The 17,307-nt window shown below is 44.9% G+C and carries 18 protein-coding genes and 1 riboswitch; of the genes, 3 read left to right on the forward strand and 15 right to left on the reverse strand.

All coding sequences use genetic code 11. The features are described from left to right. Positions 1 to 38: 38 nt before the first annotated feature. From lpdA to pdhA, 4 genes are all read right to left on the reverse strand, one after another. Positions 39 to 1,460 (reverse strand): dihydrolipoyl dehydrogenase, encoded by a 1,422-nt coding sequence (gene lpdA / locus G9G54_RS07045; protein ID WP_061831492.1) that lies wholly within the window; start codon positions 1,458 to 1,460, stop codon positions 39 to 41. Between the two features lie 3 nt (positions 1,461 to 1,463). After that, a complete protein-coding gene (locus G9G54_RS07050) occupies positions 1,464 to 3,077 on the reverse strand; it encodes a 2-oxo acid dehydrogenase subunit E2 (RefSeq protein ID WP_165177008.1) in 1,614 nt (537 codons plus the stop codon). A gap of 34 nt (positions 3,078 to 3,111) precedes the next feature. Continuing rightward, positions 3,112 to 4,092: an alpha-ketoacid dehydrogenase subunit beta gene (locus G9G54_RS07055; RefSeq protein ID WP_039271308.1), complete on the reverse strand. Its 981-nt coding sequence runs from the start codon at positions 4,090 to 4,092 to the stop codon at positions 3,112 to 3,114. Positions 4,093 to 4,192: 100 nt separating this feature from the next. Beyond that, positions 4,193 to 5,260, reverse strand: coding sequence for a pyruvate dehydrogenase (acetyl-transferring) E1 component subunit alpha (gene pdhA, locus G9G54_RS07060; protein WP_165177010.1), 1,068 nt, complete (start codon positions 5,258 to 5,260; stop codon positions 4,193 to 4,195). 255 nt (positions 5,261 to 5,515) lie between these two features. Between pdhA and G9G54_RS07065 the strand changes: the two genes are divergently transcribed. Continuing rightward, on the forward strand, positions 5,516 to 6,250 hold the full coding sequence (locus G9G54_RS07065) for an alpha/beta hydrolase (RefSeq protein WP_165177012.1): 735 nt from the start codon (positions 5,516 to 5,518) through the stop codon (positions 6,248 to 6,250). 139 nt (positions 6,251 to 6,389) lie between these two features. Here G9G54_RS07065 and G9G54_RS07070 read toward each other — a convergent pair whose 3' ends face one another. Continuing rightward, positions 6,390 to 6,854, reverse strand: a complete 465-nt coding sequence (locus G9G54_RS07070) for a low molecular weight protein-tyrosine-phosphatase (protein WP_061831495.1) — start codon at positions 6,852 to 6,854, stop codon at positions 6,390 to 6,392. 149 nt (positions 6,855 to 7,003) lie between these two features. Between G9G54_RS07070 and G9G54_RS07075 the strand changes: the two genes are divergently transcribed. After that, positions 7,004 to 7,645: a thiamine diphosphokinase gene (locus G9G54_RS07075; RefSeq protein ID WP_165177014.1), complete on the forward strand. Its 642-nt coding sequence runs from the start codon at positions 7,004 to 7,006 to the stop codon at positions 7,643 to 7,645. 281 nt (positions 7,646 to 7,926) lie between these two features. Next, positions 7,927 to 8,424 (forward strand): C40 family peptidase, encoded by a 498-nt coding sequence (locus tag G9G54_RS07080; RefSeq protein ID WP_069011717.1) that lies wholly within the window; start codon positions 7,927 to 7,929, stop codon positions 8,422 to 8,424. 66 nt (positions 8,425 to 8,490) lie between these two features. Here the strand turns inward: G9G54_RS07080 and G9G54_RS07085 are convergent, their stop codons facing one another. The 10 genes from G9G54_RS07085 to G9G54_RS07130 form a co-directional block, all read right to left on the reverse strand. Further along, positions 8,491 to 9,183: a response regulator transcription factor gene (locus G9G54_RS07085; protein WP_165177016.1), complete on the reverse strand. Its 693-nt coding sequence runs from the start codon at positions 9,181 to 9,183 to the stop codon at positions 8,491 to 8,493. Positions 9,184 to 9,323: 140 nt separating this feature from the next. Continuing rightward, positions 9,324 to 10,385 (reverse strand): ThiF family adenylyltransferase, encoded by a 1,062-nt coding sequence (locus G9G54_RS07090; protein ID WP_165177018.1) that lies wholly within the window; start codon positions 10,383 to 10,385, stop codon positions 9,324 to 9,326. Continuing rightward, a complete protein-coding gene (locus G9G54_RS07095; protein WP_165177020.1) occupies positions 10,382 to 11,149 on the reverse strand; it encodes a thiazole synthase in 768 nt (255 codons plus the stop codon). The genes G9G54_RS07090 and G9G54_RS07095 overlap by 4 nt, the downstream gene beginning before the upstream one ends. A gap of 2 nt (positions 11,150 to 11,151) precedes the next feature. After that, positions 11,152 to 11,355, reverse strand: a complete 204-nt coding sequence (gene thiS, locus G9G54_RS07100; RefSeq protein ID WP_061831499.1) for a sulfur carrier protein ThiS — start codon at positions 11,353 to 11,355, stop codon at positions 11,152 to 11,154. Continuing rightward, on the reverse strand, positions 11,352 to 12,500 hold the full coding sequence (gene thiO, locus G9G54_RS07105; protein WP_165177022.1) for a glycine oxidase ThiO: 1,149 nt from the start codon (positions 12,498 to 12,500) through the stop codon (positions 11,352 to 11,354). The genes thiS and thiO overlap by 4 nt, the downstream gene beginning before the upstream one ends. Positions 12,501 to 12,564: 64 nt before the next feature. Continuing rightward, the gene (locus G9G54_RS07110; RefSeq protein WP_165177024.1) at positions 12,565 to 13,158 is read right to left on the reverse strand and encodes a thiamine phosphate synthase; all 594 of its coding nucleotides are present in this window, start codon (positions 13,156 to 13,158) and stop codon (positions 12,565 to 12,567) included. Positions 13,159 to 13,421: 263 nt separating this feature from the next. Further along, positions 13,422 to 13,530, reverse strand: a riboswitch (TPP riboswitch). A 93-nt stretch (positions 13,531 to 13,623) separates the two neighbouring features. Then, entirely contained in the window at positions 13,624 to 15,177 is a 1,554-nt protein-coding gene (locus G9G54_RS07115; protein ID WP_023988981.1) for an ABC-F family ATP-binding cassette domain-containing protein, read from the reverse strand. Positions 15,178 to 15,361: 184 nt separating this feature from the next. Next, the gene (locus G9G54_RS07120) at positions 15,362 to 16,351 is read right to left on the reverse strand and encodes a hypothetical protein (RefSeq protein WP_165177026.1); all 990 of its coding nucleotides are present in this window, start codon (positions 16,349 to 16,351) and stop codon (positions 15,362 to 15,364) included. Beyond that, positions 16,338 to 16,892 (reverse strand): hypothetical protein, encoded by a 555-nt coding sequence (locus G9G54_RS07125; RefSeq protein WP_165177028.1) that lies wholly within the window; start codon positions 16,890 to 16,892, stop codon positions 16,338 to 16,340. The genes G9G54_RS07120 and G9G54_RS07125 overlap by 14 nt, the downstream gene beginning before the upstream one ends. Before the next feature lies 1 nt (position 16,893). Further along, on the reverse strand, positions 16,894 to 17,289 hold the full coding sequence (locus tag G9G54_RS07130) for a hypothetical protein (RefSeq protein ID WP_134903844.1): 396 nt from the start codon (positions 17,287 to 17,289) through the stop codon (positions 16,894 to 16,896). Between the last annotated feature and the right edge of the window lie 18 nt (positions 17,290 to 17,307).

Below are 17,307 nucleotides of genomic sequence, written 5' to 3' on the forward strand. Positions count from 1 at the left end.
ATGTATGAAAACCAAAAACGAGATAATGAAAAATAGTATTAGCGACGTGGTGCCAAAGCATGGATCGGATGACCCAGCACGACTTCCGCTGCTTCCATAACGATTTCGCCCAATGTAGGGTGAGCATGAATAGTCAAGGAGATATCTTCGAGTGTAGCACCCATTTCAATCGCCAGACCCAGCTCAGCAATAAGGTTGGAAGCTTCCAGACCTACGATTTGCGTACCCAGTACCAGACCTGTGTCAGCGTCAGCTACGATTTTCACAAAACCTTCAGCAGCGTTCAGGGAAACCGCACGACCGTTTGCTCCATAAGAGAACTTGCCAACTTTGACATTGTAGCCTTTTTCTTTGGCTTCTGTCTCTGTGTAGCCTACGCTGGAGCATTCTGGATCTGTGAAAACGACAGCTGGCATACATTTGTAATCTACTACAGACGGCTCGCCTGCGATTGCTTCAGCAGCCACTTTACCTTCGTAAGAAGCTTTGTGTGCCAGAGCAAGACCAGCTACGATATCGCCGATTGCAAAGATGTGAGGAATGCTAGTACGTCCTTGGTGATCAACTTTCACCATTCCGCGCTCATCCAGTTCTACGCCGATCAAATCCAGACCCAGTTCACCGTCTGTGTTTGGACGACGTCCAACAGTTACAAGCAGATAATCAGCAGTTACTTCTTTGCTTTCGCCGTTAACGGAGAATTTCACCGTTACATCTTTATCTGTTTGCTCTGCACTTTCCGCTTTAGCGCCAGTGAAGATTTCGATGCCAGTTTTCTTCATGCTTTTCGCAACGATCGAAGTCATATCTTTGTCGAAACCAGGAAGCACTGTATCCATACCTTCAATGATCGTTACTTTGGAACCGAATTTGGAGTACATTTGTCCAAGCTCTGCACCAATGTATCCACCACCGATTACGATCAGGCTTTTTGGAATTTCAGGCAGGTTCAATGCTTCTGTAGAAGACAGAATGCGTCCGCCAAATGGGAATGGTTTCAGTTCGATTGGACGGGAACCTGTTGCGATAATTGCATTTTTAAAACGGTAACGTGGTGATTCATGTTCGTTGAATACACGCGCTTCGTTTTCGTTGATGAACATGCACTCGCCATTGAAAACTTCAACTTTGTTGCCTTTGAGCAAGCCACTTACGCCGCCTGTCATTTTCTTAACAACGCCGTTTTTGAATTCTTGTGTTTTAGCGAAGTCCACTTTTACATTTTCAGCCGTAATACCGAAGGACTCGCCATGTTTAGCTGCTTCGTATTGGTGAGCTGCAGAGATCAAAGCTTTGGACGGAATACATCCACGGTTCAGACATACACCGCCCAGCTCAGATTTGTCAACGATCAATACGCTTTGTCCCAATTGCGCGGCACGAATGGCAGCTACATAGCCGCCAGGACCCGCACCGATGACCAATGTGTCAATATCCAGAGAAGCGTCTCCTACTACCATTGATTACACCTCCATAACAAGCAGCTCAGGGTTAGCGAGCAGCTGTTTGATATAGTTCATGAAGTTTTGAGCAGTTGCACCATCAATAATACGGTGGTCAAAGCTCAAGGAAAGAGCCATTACTGGAGCGGCTACAATTTCACCGTTTTTCACGACTGCTTTTTCACTGATGCGGCCAGTACCCAAAATCGCAACTTCAGGGAAGTTAATGATTGGAGTAAAGAACATACCGCCTGCAGAACCGATGTTAGTGATGGAAATTGTACTTCCTCTCATTTCGTTCGCAGCCAATTTTCCATCACGACCGCGCACAGCCAGATCACGAATGGAATCAGCAATCATCCAGATACTCTTACGATCAGCATCTTTGATAACAGGAACGATCAAGCCGTTGTCTGTATCTGTAGCGATACCGATGTTGTAGTATTTTTTGTAGACAATTTCGTTTGCTTCTTCGTCGATTGTGGCATTCAGAGCCGGGAATTGACGGGAAGCAGCAACCAAAGCTTTTACGATGAATGGCAGGTATGTTACTTTTGTGCCTTTCTTCTCAGCAATTGGTTTGATACGAGTACGGAAAGCAACCAGTTCAGTTACATCTACTTCATCCATAATCGTAACGTGCGGAGCCGTATAAGCCGATTTAACCATAGCATTGGAAATAGCCTTGCGGATACCTTTAAATGGTACGCGCTCTTCCTCAGCACGTGGATCTGCTGCTGGTGCGGATGCTGCAGCAGCTTTCGCTTCTTTCTTAGCAGGCTCTTGTGCTTTTGCAGCTTCTTTCGCTACTGGTGCAGCCGCTTGGCCTCCACCATTTTTGAAAGCTTCTACATCTTCTTTGGTGATTTTACCATTTTTGCCGGAGCCACTCACTTGAGCGATGTTTACACCTTGCTCACGAGCAAATTTGCGGACGCTAGGTGTAGCTAGTACATCTTTGTTAGAAGCAGCAGGAGTTGCAGCTGGTTTAGTGTTAGCTCCGCCTTGTGCAGCATCCTGTTCTTGTTTAGCAGCAGCTGGTGCTTCTTCTTGTTCAGGAAGTTCACCCTCTGCAGCGATTACAGCTACGACTTGACCTACGTTAAAGATGTCACCGTCTTTGGCAAATACTTCTTGTACTGTACCATTAACCGGACAAGGAACTTCAACTACAGCCTTATCGTTTTGTACTTCCATGATGATATCTTCATCTGTTACTTTGTCGCCGGGCTTGATGTGCATCTTGATGATTTCGCCTTCGTGAAGACCTTCACCCAGCTCTGGGAATTTATATTCAAATCTAGCTGTACCTGCAGCTCCGCTTTGTGCAGCAGCACTTGGCTCAGGGCTAGCAGCTGGTGCTTCTGGTGCTTCTTCTTGTTCAGGAAGTTCACCTTCTGCATCAATTACAGCTACGACTTGACCTACGTTAAAGATGTCACCGTCTTTGGCAAATACTTCTTGTACTGTACCATTAACCGGACAAGGAACTTCAACTACAGCCTTATCGTTTTGTACTTCCATGATGATATCTTCATCTGTTACTTTGTCGCCGGGCTTGATGTGCATCTTGATGATTTCGCCTTCGTGAAGACCTTCACCTAGCTCCGGGAATTTATATTCAAATTTAGCCACGTTTAAAACCTCCCAAATTTACGGTGTGCTTTAATTAAAATTCCAATACTTTATTAACCGCATCAATGATACGTGTTGGCGTTGGCAACCAAGTATCTTCAATTTGAGCAAAAGGATAAACGGTATCCGGGCCTGCTACACGCAGAACAGGTGCTTCCAGATGCAGGATTGCTTTTTCGTTAATTTGTGCAATAACTTCAGCAGCTACACCGGAGCTCTTTTGCGCTTCTTGAACCACGATAGCACGGTTGGTTTTTTGAATAGAAGCAACAACGGTATCAATGTCAATCGGGCTAATGGTACGCAAATCAATGATTTCCACTTTGATACCTTTTGTTTTTTCCAGCTCATCAGCAGCTTTAACCGAAGTGTGCACCATCATACCGTAAGTAATGATCGTCACATCGGAACCTTCACGAACTACGTTAGCTTTGCCCAGTTCAACTGTGTAATCATTCTCAGGAACTTCAGCGCGGAATGCATGATACAAGTTCAAATGCTCCATGAAAAATACTGGATCATTGTCGCGAATAGACGCGATCATAAGACCTTTTGCATCGTAAGGGTTGGAAGGAACAACAACCTTGATACCAGGTGTTTGAGCCAGAAGACCTTCCAAGGAATCTGTATGCAGCTCGGCTGCCTTAACACCGCCACCAAAAGGTGTACGGAATACGATTGGAGAATTGTAACGTCCACCGGAACGGTAGCGCATACGGGAAGCTTGAATTGCCATTTGATCGAGTGCTTCAAAGATAAAGCCTACGAACTGGATTTCAGCTACAGGGCGGAAGCCTTGGATACCCAGACCCACAGCAAGACCCCCGATTGCGGATTCCGCCAGCGGAGTATCGAATACACGTTCTTCGCCAAATTCTTTTTGCAGACCTTCTGTAGCGCGGAATACGCCACCTACATGACCTACGTCTTCACCGAAAAGCAGGACGTTAGGGTCGCGTTTCAACTCTACGCGCAGTGCGTCACGAATCGCTTCTTTCATGTTCATTTGTGCCATTTGCTTCATTTCCTCCTTAAACATTGACAGATCAATTTCAGTTCAGGTCAATCGAAAAGCAGACCGGATCGGGTTACCGCCCGGTCTCTTTCAAGTTCAATTATTTAAAATCAGCTTTTTGTTCTTCCAAGTGCTTTGGCGTTGTTTCGAACATGCTATCGATCAGGCCAGGAATTGTCATTTTCTCTGTTTTCTCGGCTTTTTTGATCTCTTCGTTCACTTTTGCCTTAGCTTCTTCTTTTACGCGAGCTGTATCTTCTTCACTCCAAAGACCTTTTTTCTCAAGGTATTTCGCAAAGCGGGCAATTGGATCTTTCGCATTCCATTCGCCCTCTTCTTCTTTAGAACGATATTTTGTTGCATCATCAGAAAGGGAATGCGGACGGAAACGGTACGTTACGGCTTCAATCAAAGTAGCACCTTCACCATTACGTCCACGCTCTGCAGCTTCTTGAACGGCTTTAATAACTGCAAGCACGTCCATGCCATCAATTTTCACGCCTTTAATACCAGCAGCTACTGCTTTATGAGCAATCGAAAGAGCAGCCGTTTGTTTTGAAAATGGAGTCGTGATCGCGTAACCATTGTTTTGCACAAAGAAAATAACTGGCAACTTGTATACACCAGCATAGTTCAGGCCTTCGTAGAAATCACCTTCGGAAGAACCGCCGTCACCTGTATATGTAATGGCGACTTGTTTTTGCTTTTTCAGTTTGTAACCCATAGCAATACCCATAGCATGCAAAATTTGTGCGCCAATGATGATTTGCGGCATCAGTACATTAACACCGTCCGGCACTTGGCCGCCGTGTTGATGACCACGGGAATACAAGAAAGCTTGGTATAATGGCAGGCCATGCCAAACGATTTGCGGAATATCGCGGTAGCCTGGAGCAATAAAGTCTTCTTTTTGGAGCGCATATTCACTACCAATCATGGTTGCTTCTTGTCCGGATACCGGAGCGTAGAAACCGAGACGTCCTTGACGACCTAAGTTAACGGCACGGTCATCCCAAGTACGTGTAAATACCATTCGATACATAATTTCTTTCAATTGATCATCTGTAAGTTTAGGCAACATATCTTTATTGATAATTTCACCATCCGGAGAAAGTACGGACAGCGCCTCAACTTCCTCTGTGTAAACTTCATAAGGAACCTTGCTCATTTTCTTCACCTCAACAAAAAAATTTGAATATCAAGTTCCGCTGTTATAGGATTATTATACACCTGTTATATCGCTCGCGTCAAAGATTTAGTTATTTTTTTTGAGTTTACCACATTTTTGTGTGTGTAACAGGGTATGTTTTTTACTATAACAGCTTAGTACATGATTGAAATTTTAAACATCTATTGCAATCAGGGTAATCTTAACTTATTGTGATCCCGAATGCAAAATAATACCCAAGAAAGGTGACGAAAAATGACGGATTCTCGGTATTTAAAACGAACCATCCTTAAAGACGAAGTAAACAGCCGCTTTCTTAGCGAGACCAGAACTCTCCGGATATATTTGCCGCCCGGCTATAATGAAATATTGAGCTACCCGGTCGTATACTGTCAGGACGGAGAAGAATTTTTCAATTTTGGCCGCATTGCAACTCACGCCAACCGCCTCATTCTGGATGAGGGCGTCGAACCCTTCATTATTGTAGGTGTGGAAGTAAATACCAAAATCAGAACTCAGGAGTACGCTCCCTTTGGCAATCGTTTTGAGGCGTATACCGCCTGTTTTGCGGAAGAGATTATTCCCTATGTGGAGCAAAAGTATCCTATAAGAAAAGATGCAGCGTCCCGCATTTTGGCGGGGGATTCACTGGGAGGCAGTGTGTCTCTGCATTTGGCTTTGATGTATCCTCAGCTGTTCAACCGCATTATCAGCCTCTCAGGTGCTTACTATGAAGCTTCCCAGGAAATCATCGCCCGTGAGAAAGATCTGTCTCATTTGCGGGTGTGGATGACGGTTGGCCTTCAGGAAGATGCATTTGAGAGTGATACTGGCATTTACAACTTTGTAGAACTTAACCGTCAATGTGCAGATTTGCTGCGCGAACGGAACGCTGAAGTTTCTTACCGTGAAAAGGATGGCAAACATTTGTGGGGCTTTTGGCAAAACGAGTTGCCTGACGCGCTAATGTATTTTTTGGATCGCGCCTGAGTAAAAATTCTTCTATAGGGAATGGAGCATTGACCTACTAGGTCATAAAGCTCCTTCCTCATTTTTTAATGCAATTTGGTTGCGCTTTCAAAAAAGTATAACGAAAAACGGCAATTATTGCCGTCATCTGTCGTTCACATTATAGCTTTTCTTCTACGATCTTGTCCAGCAAGGCGTCGCAGCCTGCGTCCATTAATCGATAGGTCTCTTCAAAATTCCCAGTAAAATATGGATCGGGTACTTCTCTTAATTTTTCTTGAGGAAGCAAATCCATAAATTTTAGAATATCAGCCTCCGCTCCACCTGCAATCTTTCGCATGTTTCGTTCATTAGAGTCATCCATGCACACAATATAATCAAACGCATCAAAATCACGGCCCGTTATTTGCCGCGCCTGTATGCCTTGTTCGCTGATTCCATGCAGTTTAAGTTGCTTTAATGTTCCCTCATGCGGGGGATTTCCGATGTGCCAGTCGCCTGTCCCGGCCGAGTCCACCCCGATTTCTTCGCCCAATCCCCGTTCCTGCGCTTTATGTCTCAGTATTGCCTCCCCCATCGGAGAGCGGCAAATATTGCCCAAACACACAAACAAAACGTTAATCATTTCGTTCTCCTTCCTATTACCCGTTACACTTCCTTTTTTTCTGTTTCATTGTAGCCATGTCCTCCAAAATTGTGCAAGCCATATTTAACGCGGTATACTTAAAAACGATGGTATATAAAGGATCGTATCAGAAAGAAAGGATGTTGATTATGACAAAAAAACGAGCGATTGTATTTTCAGGCGGTCGTCTTAATGAAGAAGATTTACATCAAATACAACCCGATGATTTTATTATAGGTGCAGATAAAGGTGCTCTTTTCCTGATCGAGCACGGTATTACACCACATATCTCTGTAGGAGATTTTGATTCGATCACACTAGAGGAAAAAGAAAAGGTAGAATCAGCAAGCCAACGTATGATTGCGTGCGATCCAGTACTTAAAGACTTAACAGATACTGAGCTTGCTTTGGAAATCGCTATGGACGAACAGGCAGATCATGTACTGCTGCTTGGTGTGACTGGCACCCGTATGGACCACACATTGGCTAATGTTCAAATATTGGTACGCGCAATGCAGCATCATATTAGCTGCGCTATTATGGACGCACATAATTATATTGAGCTCACCGGATCAACGCTTGAGATCCAGCCTATGGGTTATACATATACATCGCTGCTTCCTATGACTGCCGAAGTAACAGGCATACAACTGGAAGGATTTATGTATCCGCTACATAATGCCACCCTCAAAATGGGACAATCACGTGCTGTCAGTAATAAGCTAACGGCTCCAAAAGGTACGATTTCCATCAAAAGCGGTCTACTACTCGTTATTCAAAGCAAGGATTAATTATGACATTGTTGTAACCATTGTATAAATTGTTTTTTTCACTCAAAGCCCTTGATTAATAAGGGTTTTTCCGATTGTAGAGATCTATGAATCGATATATTTTTAACAAATTGTAATTTTTAATCGTTTTTTAATAATCACTGTGTAAGTCTTGTCCCTCAAGCATTTGAGAGTTCTTTTCCAACTATTAGGCGGCTTCAAAACTGTTATACTCAACGCTGTCAGTTAGTTAGCAACTCAGCAAAATATTGCACAAATCAATTTCTGGAGGTACTTACAACATGAATATGCAGAAAATCATAAAAAAGGTAATTATCGCAGGAGTCGCAGCCACTATCGGCTTTGGTACTTTTGCAATTGAGGGAACAAATACGGCACAGGCTGCCACTACTACTTCTGTTGGCCAAAAAGTAATTAACTACGGTGAAAAATATATGGGCACTCCCTATAAGTTTGGAGCTTCCACAAGCACGACCCGCAATTTTGACTGTTCTTCTTTCATGAAGCACATATTCAAGAAATACGGAGTGAATTTGCCGCGTACTTCTGTTCAACAGTCTAAAGTTGGACATGCCGTATCCAAGTCCAATTTGAAAAAAGGGGACTTAGTGTTCTTTTCAAGCGGTAGCCGTGCCACGGGTCGCAACATTACCCACGTAGCAGTCTATATGGGCGGGGGTAAAATTCTACACACTTACGGCGGACCTGGCGTGACTATCTCCGATTTGAACTCTGGCAACTGGAAAAGAACATACATTAAAGCACGCCGCGTGCTGTAGTTTGAAAATTATTATGAAATATGCGAGCCGGGACGAAAAGTTCCGGCTTTTTTTATATGCCTTATGCTATTCTGATACGGTTGGTGTTCTGAGTGAATAGCCAATCCCTCGTTCCGTACGGATCATTTTAAACTTATATCCTTTATCTACTTTAACCCTCAAATGTCTGATATAGACGTCTACTACGTTCGTATCAACGATATAATCATGTTTCCAAACATCCTTCAGAATTTGCTGTCTGCTACAAACTTGGTTAAGATGTATCGCCAGATGAAGCAAAAGATCAAATTCTTTCGGAGTTAATTCCAGCTTTTGTTCCCCTCTGCTCACCATTCTGCTTGCATTATCTATATGTAAGTCACCCGCCTCGATTGCCCTTTTCACATCACGTTCAATACCAAAAATCCGCAATAAATTAGCCACCCTAGCCTGAAAAACTCTAGGATAAAAGGGCAGAACGAGCACGTCATGTGCTCCTTGTTCAAAGCAGGAAACAATATGGTCCTCCTCATCTGATGAAGTCATAACAAATAGCGGGACATGAGGATGGTATTGCTGCAATGTGCGAAGCAAACCATGTGAATCCGTCGGTTCATCTTCTATATTGAGCAGTAGCAAATCCACAGGATTATGGGCTACATAAGAGCTTGCATCTGTCGTATTGCTAACATGAACCACCTGATAACCTGCCTGCTCCAATGGATGAACAAATACGGGAGACGCTTCATTTACATTCACAAGTAGAATTAACGGGCTCATCTTTTCACCCACCTGGTTTGGACATAGCATTACATATTGGATACGAACAAGTTTGTTATAAGCCATTAAAGCATATTAATATTATTGTAACAAAAAAGCAGAAAATCATTCTCCAAAGAATGGCTTTCTGCTTTTATAGTTTAACCCAAATAGCGATGATACAGACTTCTTGCTTTTGCCACGTCCTTTGTCCCATGAATCAACGCTCTGCCATCTGCAAAAACAACCAAGCGATGCTCGCTTGTACTAAAGGAAACCAAAAACGGATTCCGCTCTACTTTTCCTTCTCCCAAAGAAGCAAATCGATCTGCTGTTTCTGCAAGATTCAGATGTGTTGGGTTTGCTGGTCTAATTTGAACGGTATCCCTACCGCACAAAACATCTGTCTTCTGCCGATGAGAGGCCGACAAATAGGGATACGTCGGTTGGCTGCCGCAAGAAGGACAGTTCTCCTTTTTAACGCTATCTACCGCTATTGCTACATACTCATTTTTCCACAAATCAAACGAAAGCAGCTTTCCTCTCAAGTCTTCTGGATATCCACCAAGAAGTTTGAAAGCTTCCGTAGTTTGGTTAGCCGTGACCATCTGTACGGCCTGCGGAATAATCCCGGCGGTATCACAGGTTTCTCCACCAAACGGTACAGTTCCCAGCAGACAGTGAAGACAAGGCGTTTGACCCGGTAAGATGGTATAGGTTACACCATAGCTGCCCACACATCCCCCATAAATCCAAGGTATCCGATGCTTGAGTGCCATGTCGTTCATAAGAAGTCGGGTATCGAAATTATCGGTTGCATCCATCATGAGATCTACCCCCTGGATCAACTCTTCCAGCTCTTCCACCCCAACATCCAGTACATGTGCATGTATAACCGTTTCCGAATTAATATCCTTTAATCTTCGCTGAGCAGCTACTGCTTTGGGATATCTTTGTGCAGCATCACTTTCCTGAAAAAGCTGCTGGCGCTGCAAATTGCTCCATTCCACATAATCCCGGTCTACGAGGCTCACTGTACCTACGCCCCCGCGAACGAGCGTTTCCGCAATACCTGTACCTAACGCTCCGGCACCTATGATTAGTACGTGGGAAGAAGCAAGCCGGCGTTGTCCTGTCGGTCCAAAGGGCGCGAATCTTTCCTGTCTGGAATAACGGTCACTTGGATGTGTTTCTCCTGCACCGGATTTGTCAGTTACCTTCATACCTGAACCATACCTTCTGTCGGACTGCTTGCTGAAGCGTAACGTTTTACAGGAATCATCCCCGCCTCAAAACCATACCTTCCAGCACGAACAGCCAGTTTCATGGCCTCTGCCATTTTTACTGGGTCCTTCGCTCCTGATACGGCTGTGTTCAACAAAACAGCATCTGCCCCTAACTGCATCGCCATTGCCGCGTCACCGGGTGAGCGAATACCCGCATCGACAATAACCGGAACCTCCGCCTGTTCAATAATTAGCCCTAATGAAAACGGATTGAGCAAACCATGTCCTGTACCAATCGGTGAAGCTCCAGGCATAACGGCGTGTACTCCAAGCTCTTGTAGCCTCTTTGCTAGAATCACATCGTCCGATATGTAGGGCAGCACGATAAAGCCTTCATCCAACAGCTTATCACTAGCTTTCAACGTTTCAAAAGGGTCAGGGAGCAGTGTCTTGCTATCCCCAATGACTTCCACCTTAATCATATCGCACAGGCCGGAGGCTTTTGCCAATTTGGCAATACGAATCGCCTCCTCTGCTGTTGTAGCCCCTGCTGTGTTGGGAAGAAGTGTATACCGGCTCAAATCCAGCATATCGAGAAAATGCTGCTTATCCCGTTCCTCCAAGTTCAATCTCCGTACAGCAAACGTCAATATTTCCGTCTCAGCAGCCTCTACGGCTTGGGATTGGATATCCAGATCAGAGAATTTTCCTGTTCCCAACAACAACCTCGAGGTAAAAGATGCTTTTCCAATGGTTAACATAATCAACCGCCTCCCACAAAATGTACAATCTCTAGGCAATCTCCATCCTTCAGTACCGCTTCATCATGATCTTCACGGCTCAATATATGCCGGTTCAGCTCCACCACTACGGTTTTCACCTTTACATCAAGCTCATGTAGCAATTGATTCACATGAGTGATTCGATTAGAAAAGGTCATGCTCTGGCCGTTAATCGTCAGCTTCATAAGCTTTTCTCCTTGAGGAGCTCAGAAGAAAAACTACTTATCCCAAGTTCTGCTGCACCAGCCCCATTAAGCATAGCTGCCATCGCACGCCCGGTAGCATCACTCAGCAGGACACCGTTGCGATAATGCCCGACTGCAGCATATACGCCCTCGACCCCAGGAACAGTGCCTATAAAAGGGTGACCTGATGCAGCCTGCGGACGTAAGCCCGCCCAAGTGCGTATAAAAGAAGCTTCACGGACGCGCGGCAGCCAGGCAGAGGCACGTGCCAGCAAGCCCTCCAAGCCTCCTACGGTCACTTGTTCGTCATATTGATGCGGAAGGCTCGTTGCCCCAATCCAAAGCTCGTTATTCTGTTTAGGCACGAGGTAAATATCATCAGCATAAATGGTGTATTCTAATGGGTGATCCTTCAAGGAGACCGCTACCGCTTCGCCCTTGACCGGATAAAGTGGATATTCAAACCCAACCTGCGCCAGTAATTTCATGCTATCCAAGCCTCCAGCAATAATGACCTGATCGCAGGAAAAAAAGCCGCTATCTGTTCGGACACCGCAAACTCGACCATCCTGTATGACCAGTTGCTCTGCCCGTGTACCAGACCATACCGTTGCTCCCAGCACCGCAGCAGCACCTGCATAAGCACGACAAAGCTGGACAGGAACCACTTGTGTCTCCTTTGAACGATATATTGCTCCGTTCGCTTGTTCATCCAAACCTGGAATTCGTCGGGCCAATTCCCTCGCATCCCACCAGATAGGACAATCATCCTCTCGCGTTTTAGCAGCTTTCCAGCGTTTTTGGCCTTCGGTTTCCGTACGGAAAGGGGTCACAAATCCTTCTGTACGGAATTCCACCGAAATACCCGACAAACGCTCCAGATCACAGACAAGCTCAGGGAATGCATCTCGACTTCTGCGAGCAAATCGTGCCAGCTCAGAGTCGGTGAACTCTTCACTTTCCGCTGCCAGCATTCCAACTGCTGCTCCTGAGGCTCTCTCACCCGGGATCAATCGTTCCAGCATGATCGTACTTCTTCCCTCCTTGGCCACATGATAAGCAATGGAACTGCCGATGACACCTCCACCTATGACCAAGCATTCAGCATGTCCTATCGCTCTTGCCTCTGTGTGTATCTTTAGCATTTGTTCCGTGTCTCCTCTCCATAAACCATTCTGCTTTCAGCTTGCCTCTACTCTCGTTTTCTCGCTACAAGCTGTGAACTACAAGATCTGCCATTCGCCTATATTCCATCGCAGCTGCAACGGGCGACTCAGCCTCCCATATACCAGACATCACCGCAATTCCGCTTGCTCCGGCCATATAAAGCTCCGGGATATGGTGCGGTTGTATGCCGCCCAGCGCGATCACCGGAATGTTCGACAGCCTGCAAATATGTTCAAGCTGAGCTAAACCCCGCGGTACAATACCGGGCTTACAATGGGTCTCATATACGTGACCATAAAGTACATAGTCTGCTCCTGCCTGCTCGGCGGTCTGCGCCTCCTCCAAGGAATGCACAGACACTCCACAGCGTGTACTCTTTGAAAGTAGGCCTTTCACATCCACAACAGGTAATCCATTAGCTGGTAGCTGGACGGTTCCAACCAAAGTAAGTAAAGCTACATCCACACGATCATTTACTACAATTTGTTGCAAAGGAACTTCCTGCTCCACCATGCTGCGAGTCAAAGAAAGCAATGCAGAGGCACCATTCTGTTTTAAACGTGCGTGTACATAATGAACATACGGACAAATCATAGCAGCCACTCGGGCGGCTTGTGCAATAGTGCCCTTTTCCATCGAAATTGCGTGTAATTCGATTTTGTCTTCACCTCACATTGGATTAAAGGATTTAAGCTTAGCAGCCACGTCTACCAGCAGTAATGAAAGGGGATTGTATGTGAATCCGTCTACGGAAGCTCGAACAACTTAAAATGAACGAAACGCAAAAAACCACTTCCCCAAGGAAGTGGTTTAACGAACGTCCAATAATCGAACGGACCATGATATCCGTATACGTGTATCGTCCCACGCACAAACAAAATAAAGATGGTGTTGCCTTGTCTGTACGGCGCTCACTTCCCTACGCTGGCATAACCCAGATCAGGTGCAAAGGGTCCGAAATCCATTTATTCCGTCTCAGCCGCATGGGCGGCTCCCCTAGTGTGACTATTTTATTGTATAAGCTATAGATAGCTTAGCATATTTTCCTAATTCTGCAAACCCCACTTCGTGTGAAATATGCAGAACTGGATTTAACTGATTTTAGTTAACTTTACTTGACCACTCTTCCACATTCCACGTTTTGGTTACCCAATCCTCGTAAAAGTCCGGTTCGTGAGATACAAGCAATACCGTCCCTTTGTATTCCTTCAAGGCACGTTTCAGCTCATCCTTTGCTTTAACATCCAAGTGGTTGGTAGGCTCATCGAACAATACCCAGTTGCTTTCACGCATTAACAGTTTGCAAAGACGGACTTTAGCCTGTTCTCCACCACTAAGCGCAGATAGCGGACGTGTGATATGCTCATTTTTCAAACCGCAGCGCGCCAAATGCGCTCGTACTTCATGCTGGTTCAAATGCGGAAATTCATTCCACACGTCGTCAATCGGTGTAATTTTCTCTGCCTTTACTTCCTGCTCAAAATAAGCGGGCTGCAAAAAATCACCTTGATAGGTTTTTCCACTGATTGGCGGAATTTTTCCCAATATGGTTTTGAGCAATGTCGATTTACCGACACCGTTGTAGCCAACAATTGCAATTTTTTCGCCACGTTCAATCGTCATGGACATTTTAGGCAAAAGGGCATGTGTATAACCAATCTCAAAATCAATACCCTCAAATACCGTCTTTCCGCTTGCACGTGCCTCTTTGAATTGAAAGGTTGGTTTTGCGGCTTCTTCAGGCTTATCAATACGTTCGATCCGATCAAGCTGCTTTTCACGGCTCTTTGCTCGGCCTGAGGTAGAAGCACGCGCTTTATTACGCTGAATAAAATCTTCCTGTTTCTTAATAAAGTCCTGTTGCTTCTCATAAGCATCAATATGCTGAGCTTTGTTCAGATCCGCCATTTCAAGAAACTTTTCATAGTTAGCTGAATAACGGGTCATCTTGGCAAATTCAAGATGGTAAATAACATTAACGACCTGGTTCATAAACTCAGTATCATGTGAAATAAGAATAAAAGCATAGGGATAATCCTTCAAATAGCGCGTAAGCCATTCAATATGCTCTACATCCAAATAGTTGGTAGGCTCATCCAAGAGCAGGACATTCGGTTTTTCCAACAGCAACTTAGCAAGAAGCACCTTTGTCCGTTGCCCGCCACTAAGTGCAGATACATCCCGATCCAGTCCTATGGCCGACAGACCTAGTCCATTCGCCATTTCTTCAACCTTCACATCAATGAGGTAAAAATCCCCCATATCCAGTTGCTCCTGAATTTCACCCATCTGTTCCAGCAACACTTCCAACTCTTCAGGAGAAGCATCCCCCATTTTGTCAGTAATCTGCATCATTTCCTTTTCCAATTCCAACAAAGGAAGAAAAGCGTCTTTTAATACATCACGTACCGTTTTGCCCGGTGTCAGCTTGGTGTGCTGATCCAGATAACCGTAACGTACACGTGGAGTCCATTCCACTTTACCCTCATCCTTAAGCAATTTTCCAGTGAGAATGTTCATGAGTGTCGATTTACCAACACCATTAGCTCCTACCAAACCTACACGTTCCCCCGCAAGCAATCGAAAGGAAACATTTTTAAATAATGCGCGGTCCCCAAAGTTGTGGGATACATTTTCTACAGTCAATAAACTCATAAGCTGTTTTTGGCTCCTTATTGTCATCGGCGTTGCCGACTGTTCTTATTTCATATGCATTTCGTTTCTTTCAAAGCTTTATTGTAGCACATTCTGCAACCATATCGGAATATTGAAAACAGTGAATTTTAAGGTTTTTTGGTATGGATCTGCCTAAAAAAACAAAAACCACCCATGAGGGTGATTATTTTAAGCCGTTATAACATTTGTACTCAAAGTATCCCGCAGCTGCTGCAGACTTCTCATTCGTAAAACGTTCACTAGCTTTAAAGGGAGCTGGACATGAATCTCTATAAAAATACTTCATTCCAGTATCTAGTTCTATGCCACCGATAATGTCTTGCTTTCTGACGACTCTCCCACCACCAAATCCATAGTTATTGTAATACCTGTCTCCGACCGGAATGCCCTGGATAAACGCGATCAGACCCACATCATCTACCGTGTTGTACCACTCCTCTTGCGGAATGATCGGTAGTGTGAATGTATAGGATATGCCGTTACGTGCAGCTTTTTCGTTATGGACATTAATAATTCGCGCCAGGTCCTCTTGGACGCTGCCAACAATGGTGGAACGACGTATTTGTTCAAAAGTTTCTGAATTATTCAGTAAAGATATAGGAGTCTGATCCTGAAGTTCCTTTTGAAAGCCCTCCACCCACCTGTGATTCCGCGCATCGTATGCGTGTACATAATTATCCAAGGTGAACCCCACACTGTTGCCTACTGAATCAACATAGGCATATGGCTTTTTTTCGCTCCATTTGTGTCCAATAGCAGCTTGTCCATGCTCGTCTGTATAGACTTCTGAAGTGAACGCATAATAACCGTCATAATCCAGAATTACAATGACTGGTATGTAATCCAATAATGCACGTTGTGCTACTATATCCTCATCAATGCCTATATTAAGAAAAAGGGTGTGCAGGAACGTGTGCAGCGCTGCTTCTTTATCTACACGAAAAAACTTATCCGATCCGTATCCGGCCTCGCGTTCCTGACGTTCATTCTGTGAGAGCACGACCCCTGCATCCTGAACTGCGGTACGAAGAGCCGACGTATATTTCATTTCTAGCTGCTGCACTTCACGCTGATTCTGCACCCGTAGGTCACTAACTACACCAAAGGGCAAGAACAAAAGTATAAATATGACTGCAAAATCAGTAATCTTCATTCAGAACCATGCCCCCGTAAGAAGCTGTAACTGCCGGCTTGCCGCTATTTGCCCCACCGAGAAGCCATGATTTGTACAAGTCCGCAGGAGTCCGATTCGTATTATGTAACCGGACCGTAAAATAATCCCCGGCCATCAAGGTATACCGACGTGTCTGATCTGATTTTGGCTGCTGATTGCCAGGAAACAGTACAGGCAAGATTTGCGGATTATAGTACCCATCATATACAGTTTCATAATTGCCCAGAAAACTGTCTGGCTTCGCGGCATCTGCATAGTCCGGTACATACTTTTTGTGCATATGCTCCAAGTCAACTTCGTACGTATTGCCTGTCAATTCCAGATCACGCATAAAATCGTTATACATCGTCGGTGTAATGTAACCTTTGGTTCTTACCATATCAACAAAACGTACAGTTGAATGATATGTATTTAACCCGGATATATCATCCTGCCGTTCAGCAGCTTGAGCTGCGGGTACGATGTACAAAAGCAATACAGCGAGCAGCGCCCCCAACAACTTGGATATTGTTTGAACCACTTCAGTCTTCCCCCAATTTCTCAAAACGTACAGATGTTATGTCCCCATTCCCATTACGCTGTGGGTACATGGAATATAAAGAGGAAGCATCCAGGGTAGATACATCAGGCTCAAACGGTTCAGAATATACATCGTATTCTGTCCCGTCGACTTGAATCGAAATCCCCTCCTGTAAGTTCATGCGAATTGCCTGTATGACCTGAGTTCCTTTAATCCGTTCCGGCAATCCCACCCCAACAGTACGGGCTATTCGCCCTTCAGAATGCTCCTCTTGCTGTGATCTTAATTCCAGTGCACCATCCAGCTGGCTGGACAAGTCTGCTGCCGTTACACATGCGGTTATGAACAGAATAACTGACACACCAAGCAGCAGCATACTTGCAGCGTGATCAGACATACTCTCATCCCCCTTATG

Origin of the sequence: Paenibacillus sp. EKM212P, from assembly GCF_011066115.1 — a bacterium.
GTDB lineage: Bacteria > Bacillota > Bacilli > Paenibacillales > Paenibacillaceae > Paenibacillus > Paenibacillus polymyxa_B.

Excerpts from the sequence above, each read along its gene's own strand:
- lpdA (WP_061831492.1), bottom strand. The coding sequence starts at position 1,460 with ATGGTAGTAGGAGACGCTTCTCTGGATATTGACACATTGGTCATCGGT.
- G9G54_RS07055 (WP_039271308.1), bottom strand. The coding sequence starts at position 4,092 with ATGGCACAAATGAACATGAAAGAAGCGATTCGTGACGCACTGCGCGTA.
- pdhA (WP_165177010.1), bottom strand. The coding sequence starts at position 5,260 with ATGAGCAAGGTTCCTTATGAAGTTTACACAGAGGAAGTTGAGGCGCTG.
- G9G54_RS07065 (WP_165177012.1), top strand. The coding sequence starts at position 5,516 with ATGACGGATTCTCGGTATTTAAAACGAACCATCCTTAAAGACGAAGTA.
- G9G54_RS07070 (WP_061831495.1), bottom strand. The coding sequence starts at position 6,854 with ATGATTAACGTTTTGTTTGTGTGTTTGGGCAATATTTGCCGCTCTCCG.
- G9G54_RS07075 (WP_165177014.1), top strand. The coding sequence starts at position 7,004 with ATGACAAAAAAACGAGCGATTGTATTTTCAGGCGGTCGTCTTAATGAA.
- G9G54_RS07080 (WP_069011717.1), top strand. The coding sequence starts at position 7,927 with ATGAATATGCAGAAAATCATAAAAAAGGTAATTATCGCAGGAGTCGCA.
- G9G54_RS07085 (WP_165177016.1), bottom strand. The coding sequence starts at position 9,183 with ATGAGCCCGTTAATTCTACTTGTGAATGTAAATGAAGCGTCTCCCGTA.
- G9G54_RS07090 (WP_165177018.1), bottom strand. The coding sequence starts at position 10,385 with ATGAAGGTAACTGACAAATCCGGTGCAGGAGAAACACATCCAAGTGAC.
- G9G54_RS07095 (WP_165177020.1), bottom strand. The coding sequence starts at position 11,149 with ATGTTAACCATTGGAAAAGCATCTTTTACCTCGAGGTTGTTGTTGGGA.
- thiS (WP_061831499.1), bottom strand. The coding sequence starts at position 11,355 with ATGAAGCTGACGATTAACGGCCAGAGCATGACCTTTTCTAATCGAATC.
- thiO (WP_165177022.1), bottom strand. The coding sequence starts at position 12,500 with ATGCTAAAGATACACACAGAGGCAAGAGCGATAGGACATGCTGAATGC.
- G9G54_RS07110 (WP_165177024.1), bottom strand. The coding sequence starts at position 13,158 with ATGGAAAAGGGCACTATTGCACAAGCCGCCCGAGTGGCTGCTATGATT.
- G9G54_RS07115 (WP_023988981.1), bottom strand. The coding sequence starts at position 15,177 with ATGAGTTTATTGACTGTAGAAAATGTATCCCACAACTTTGGGGACCGC.
- G9G54_RS07120 (WP_165177026.1), bottom strand. The coding sequence starts at position 16,351 with ATGAAGATTACTGATTTTGCAGTCATATTTATACTTTTGTTCTTGCCC.
- G9G54_RS07130 (WP_134903844.1), bottom strand. The coding sequence starts at position 17,289 with ATGTCTGATCACGCTGCAAGTATGCTGCTGCTTGGTGTGTCAGTTATT.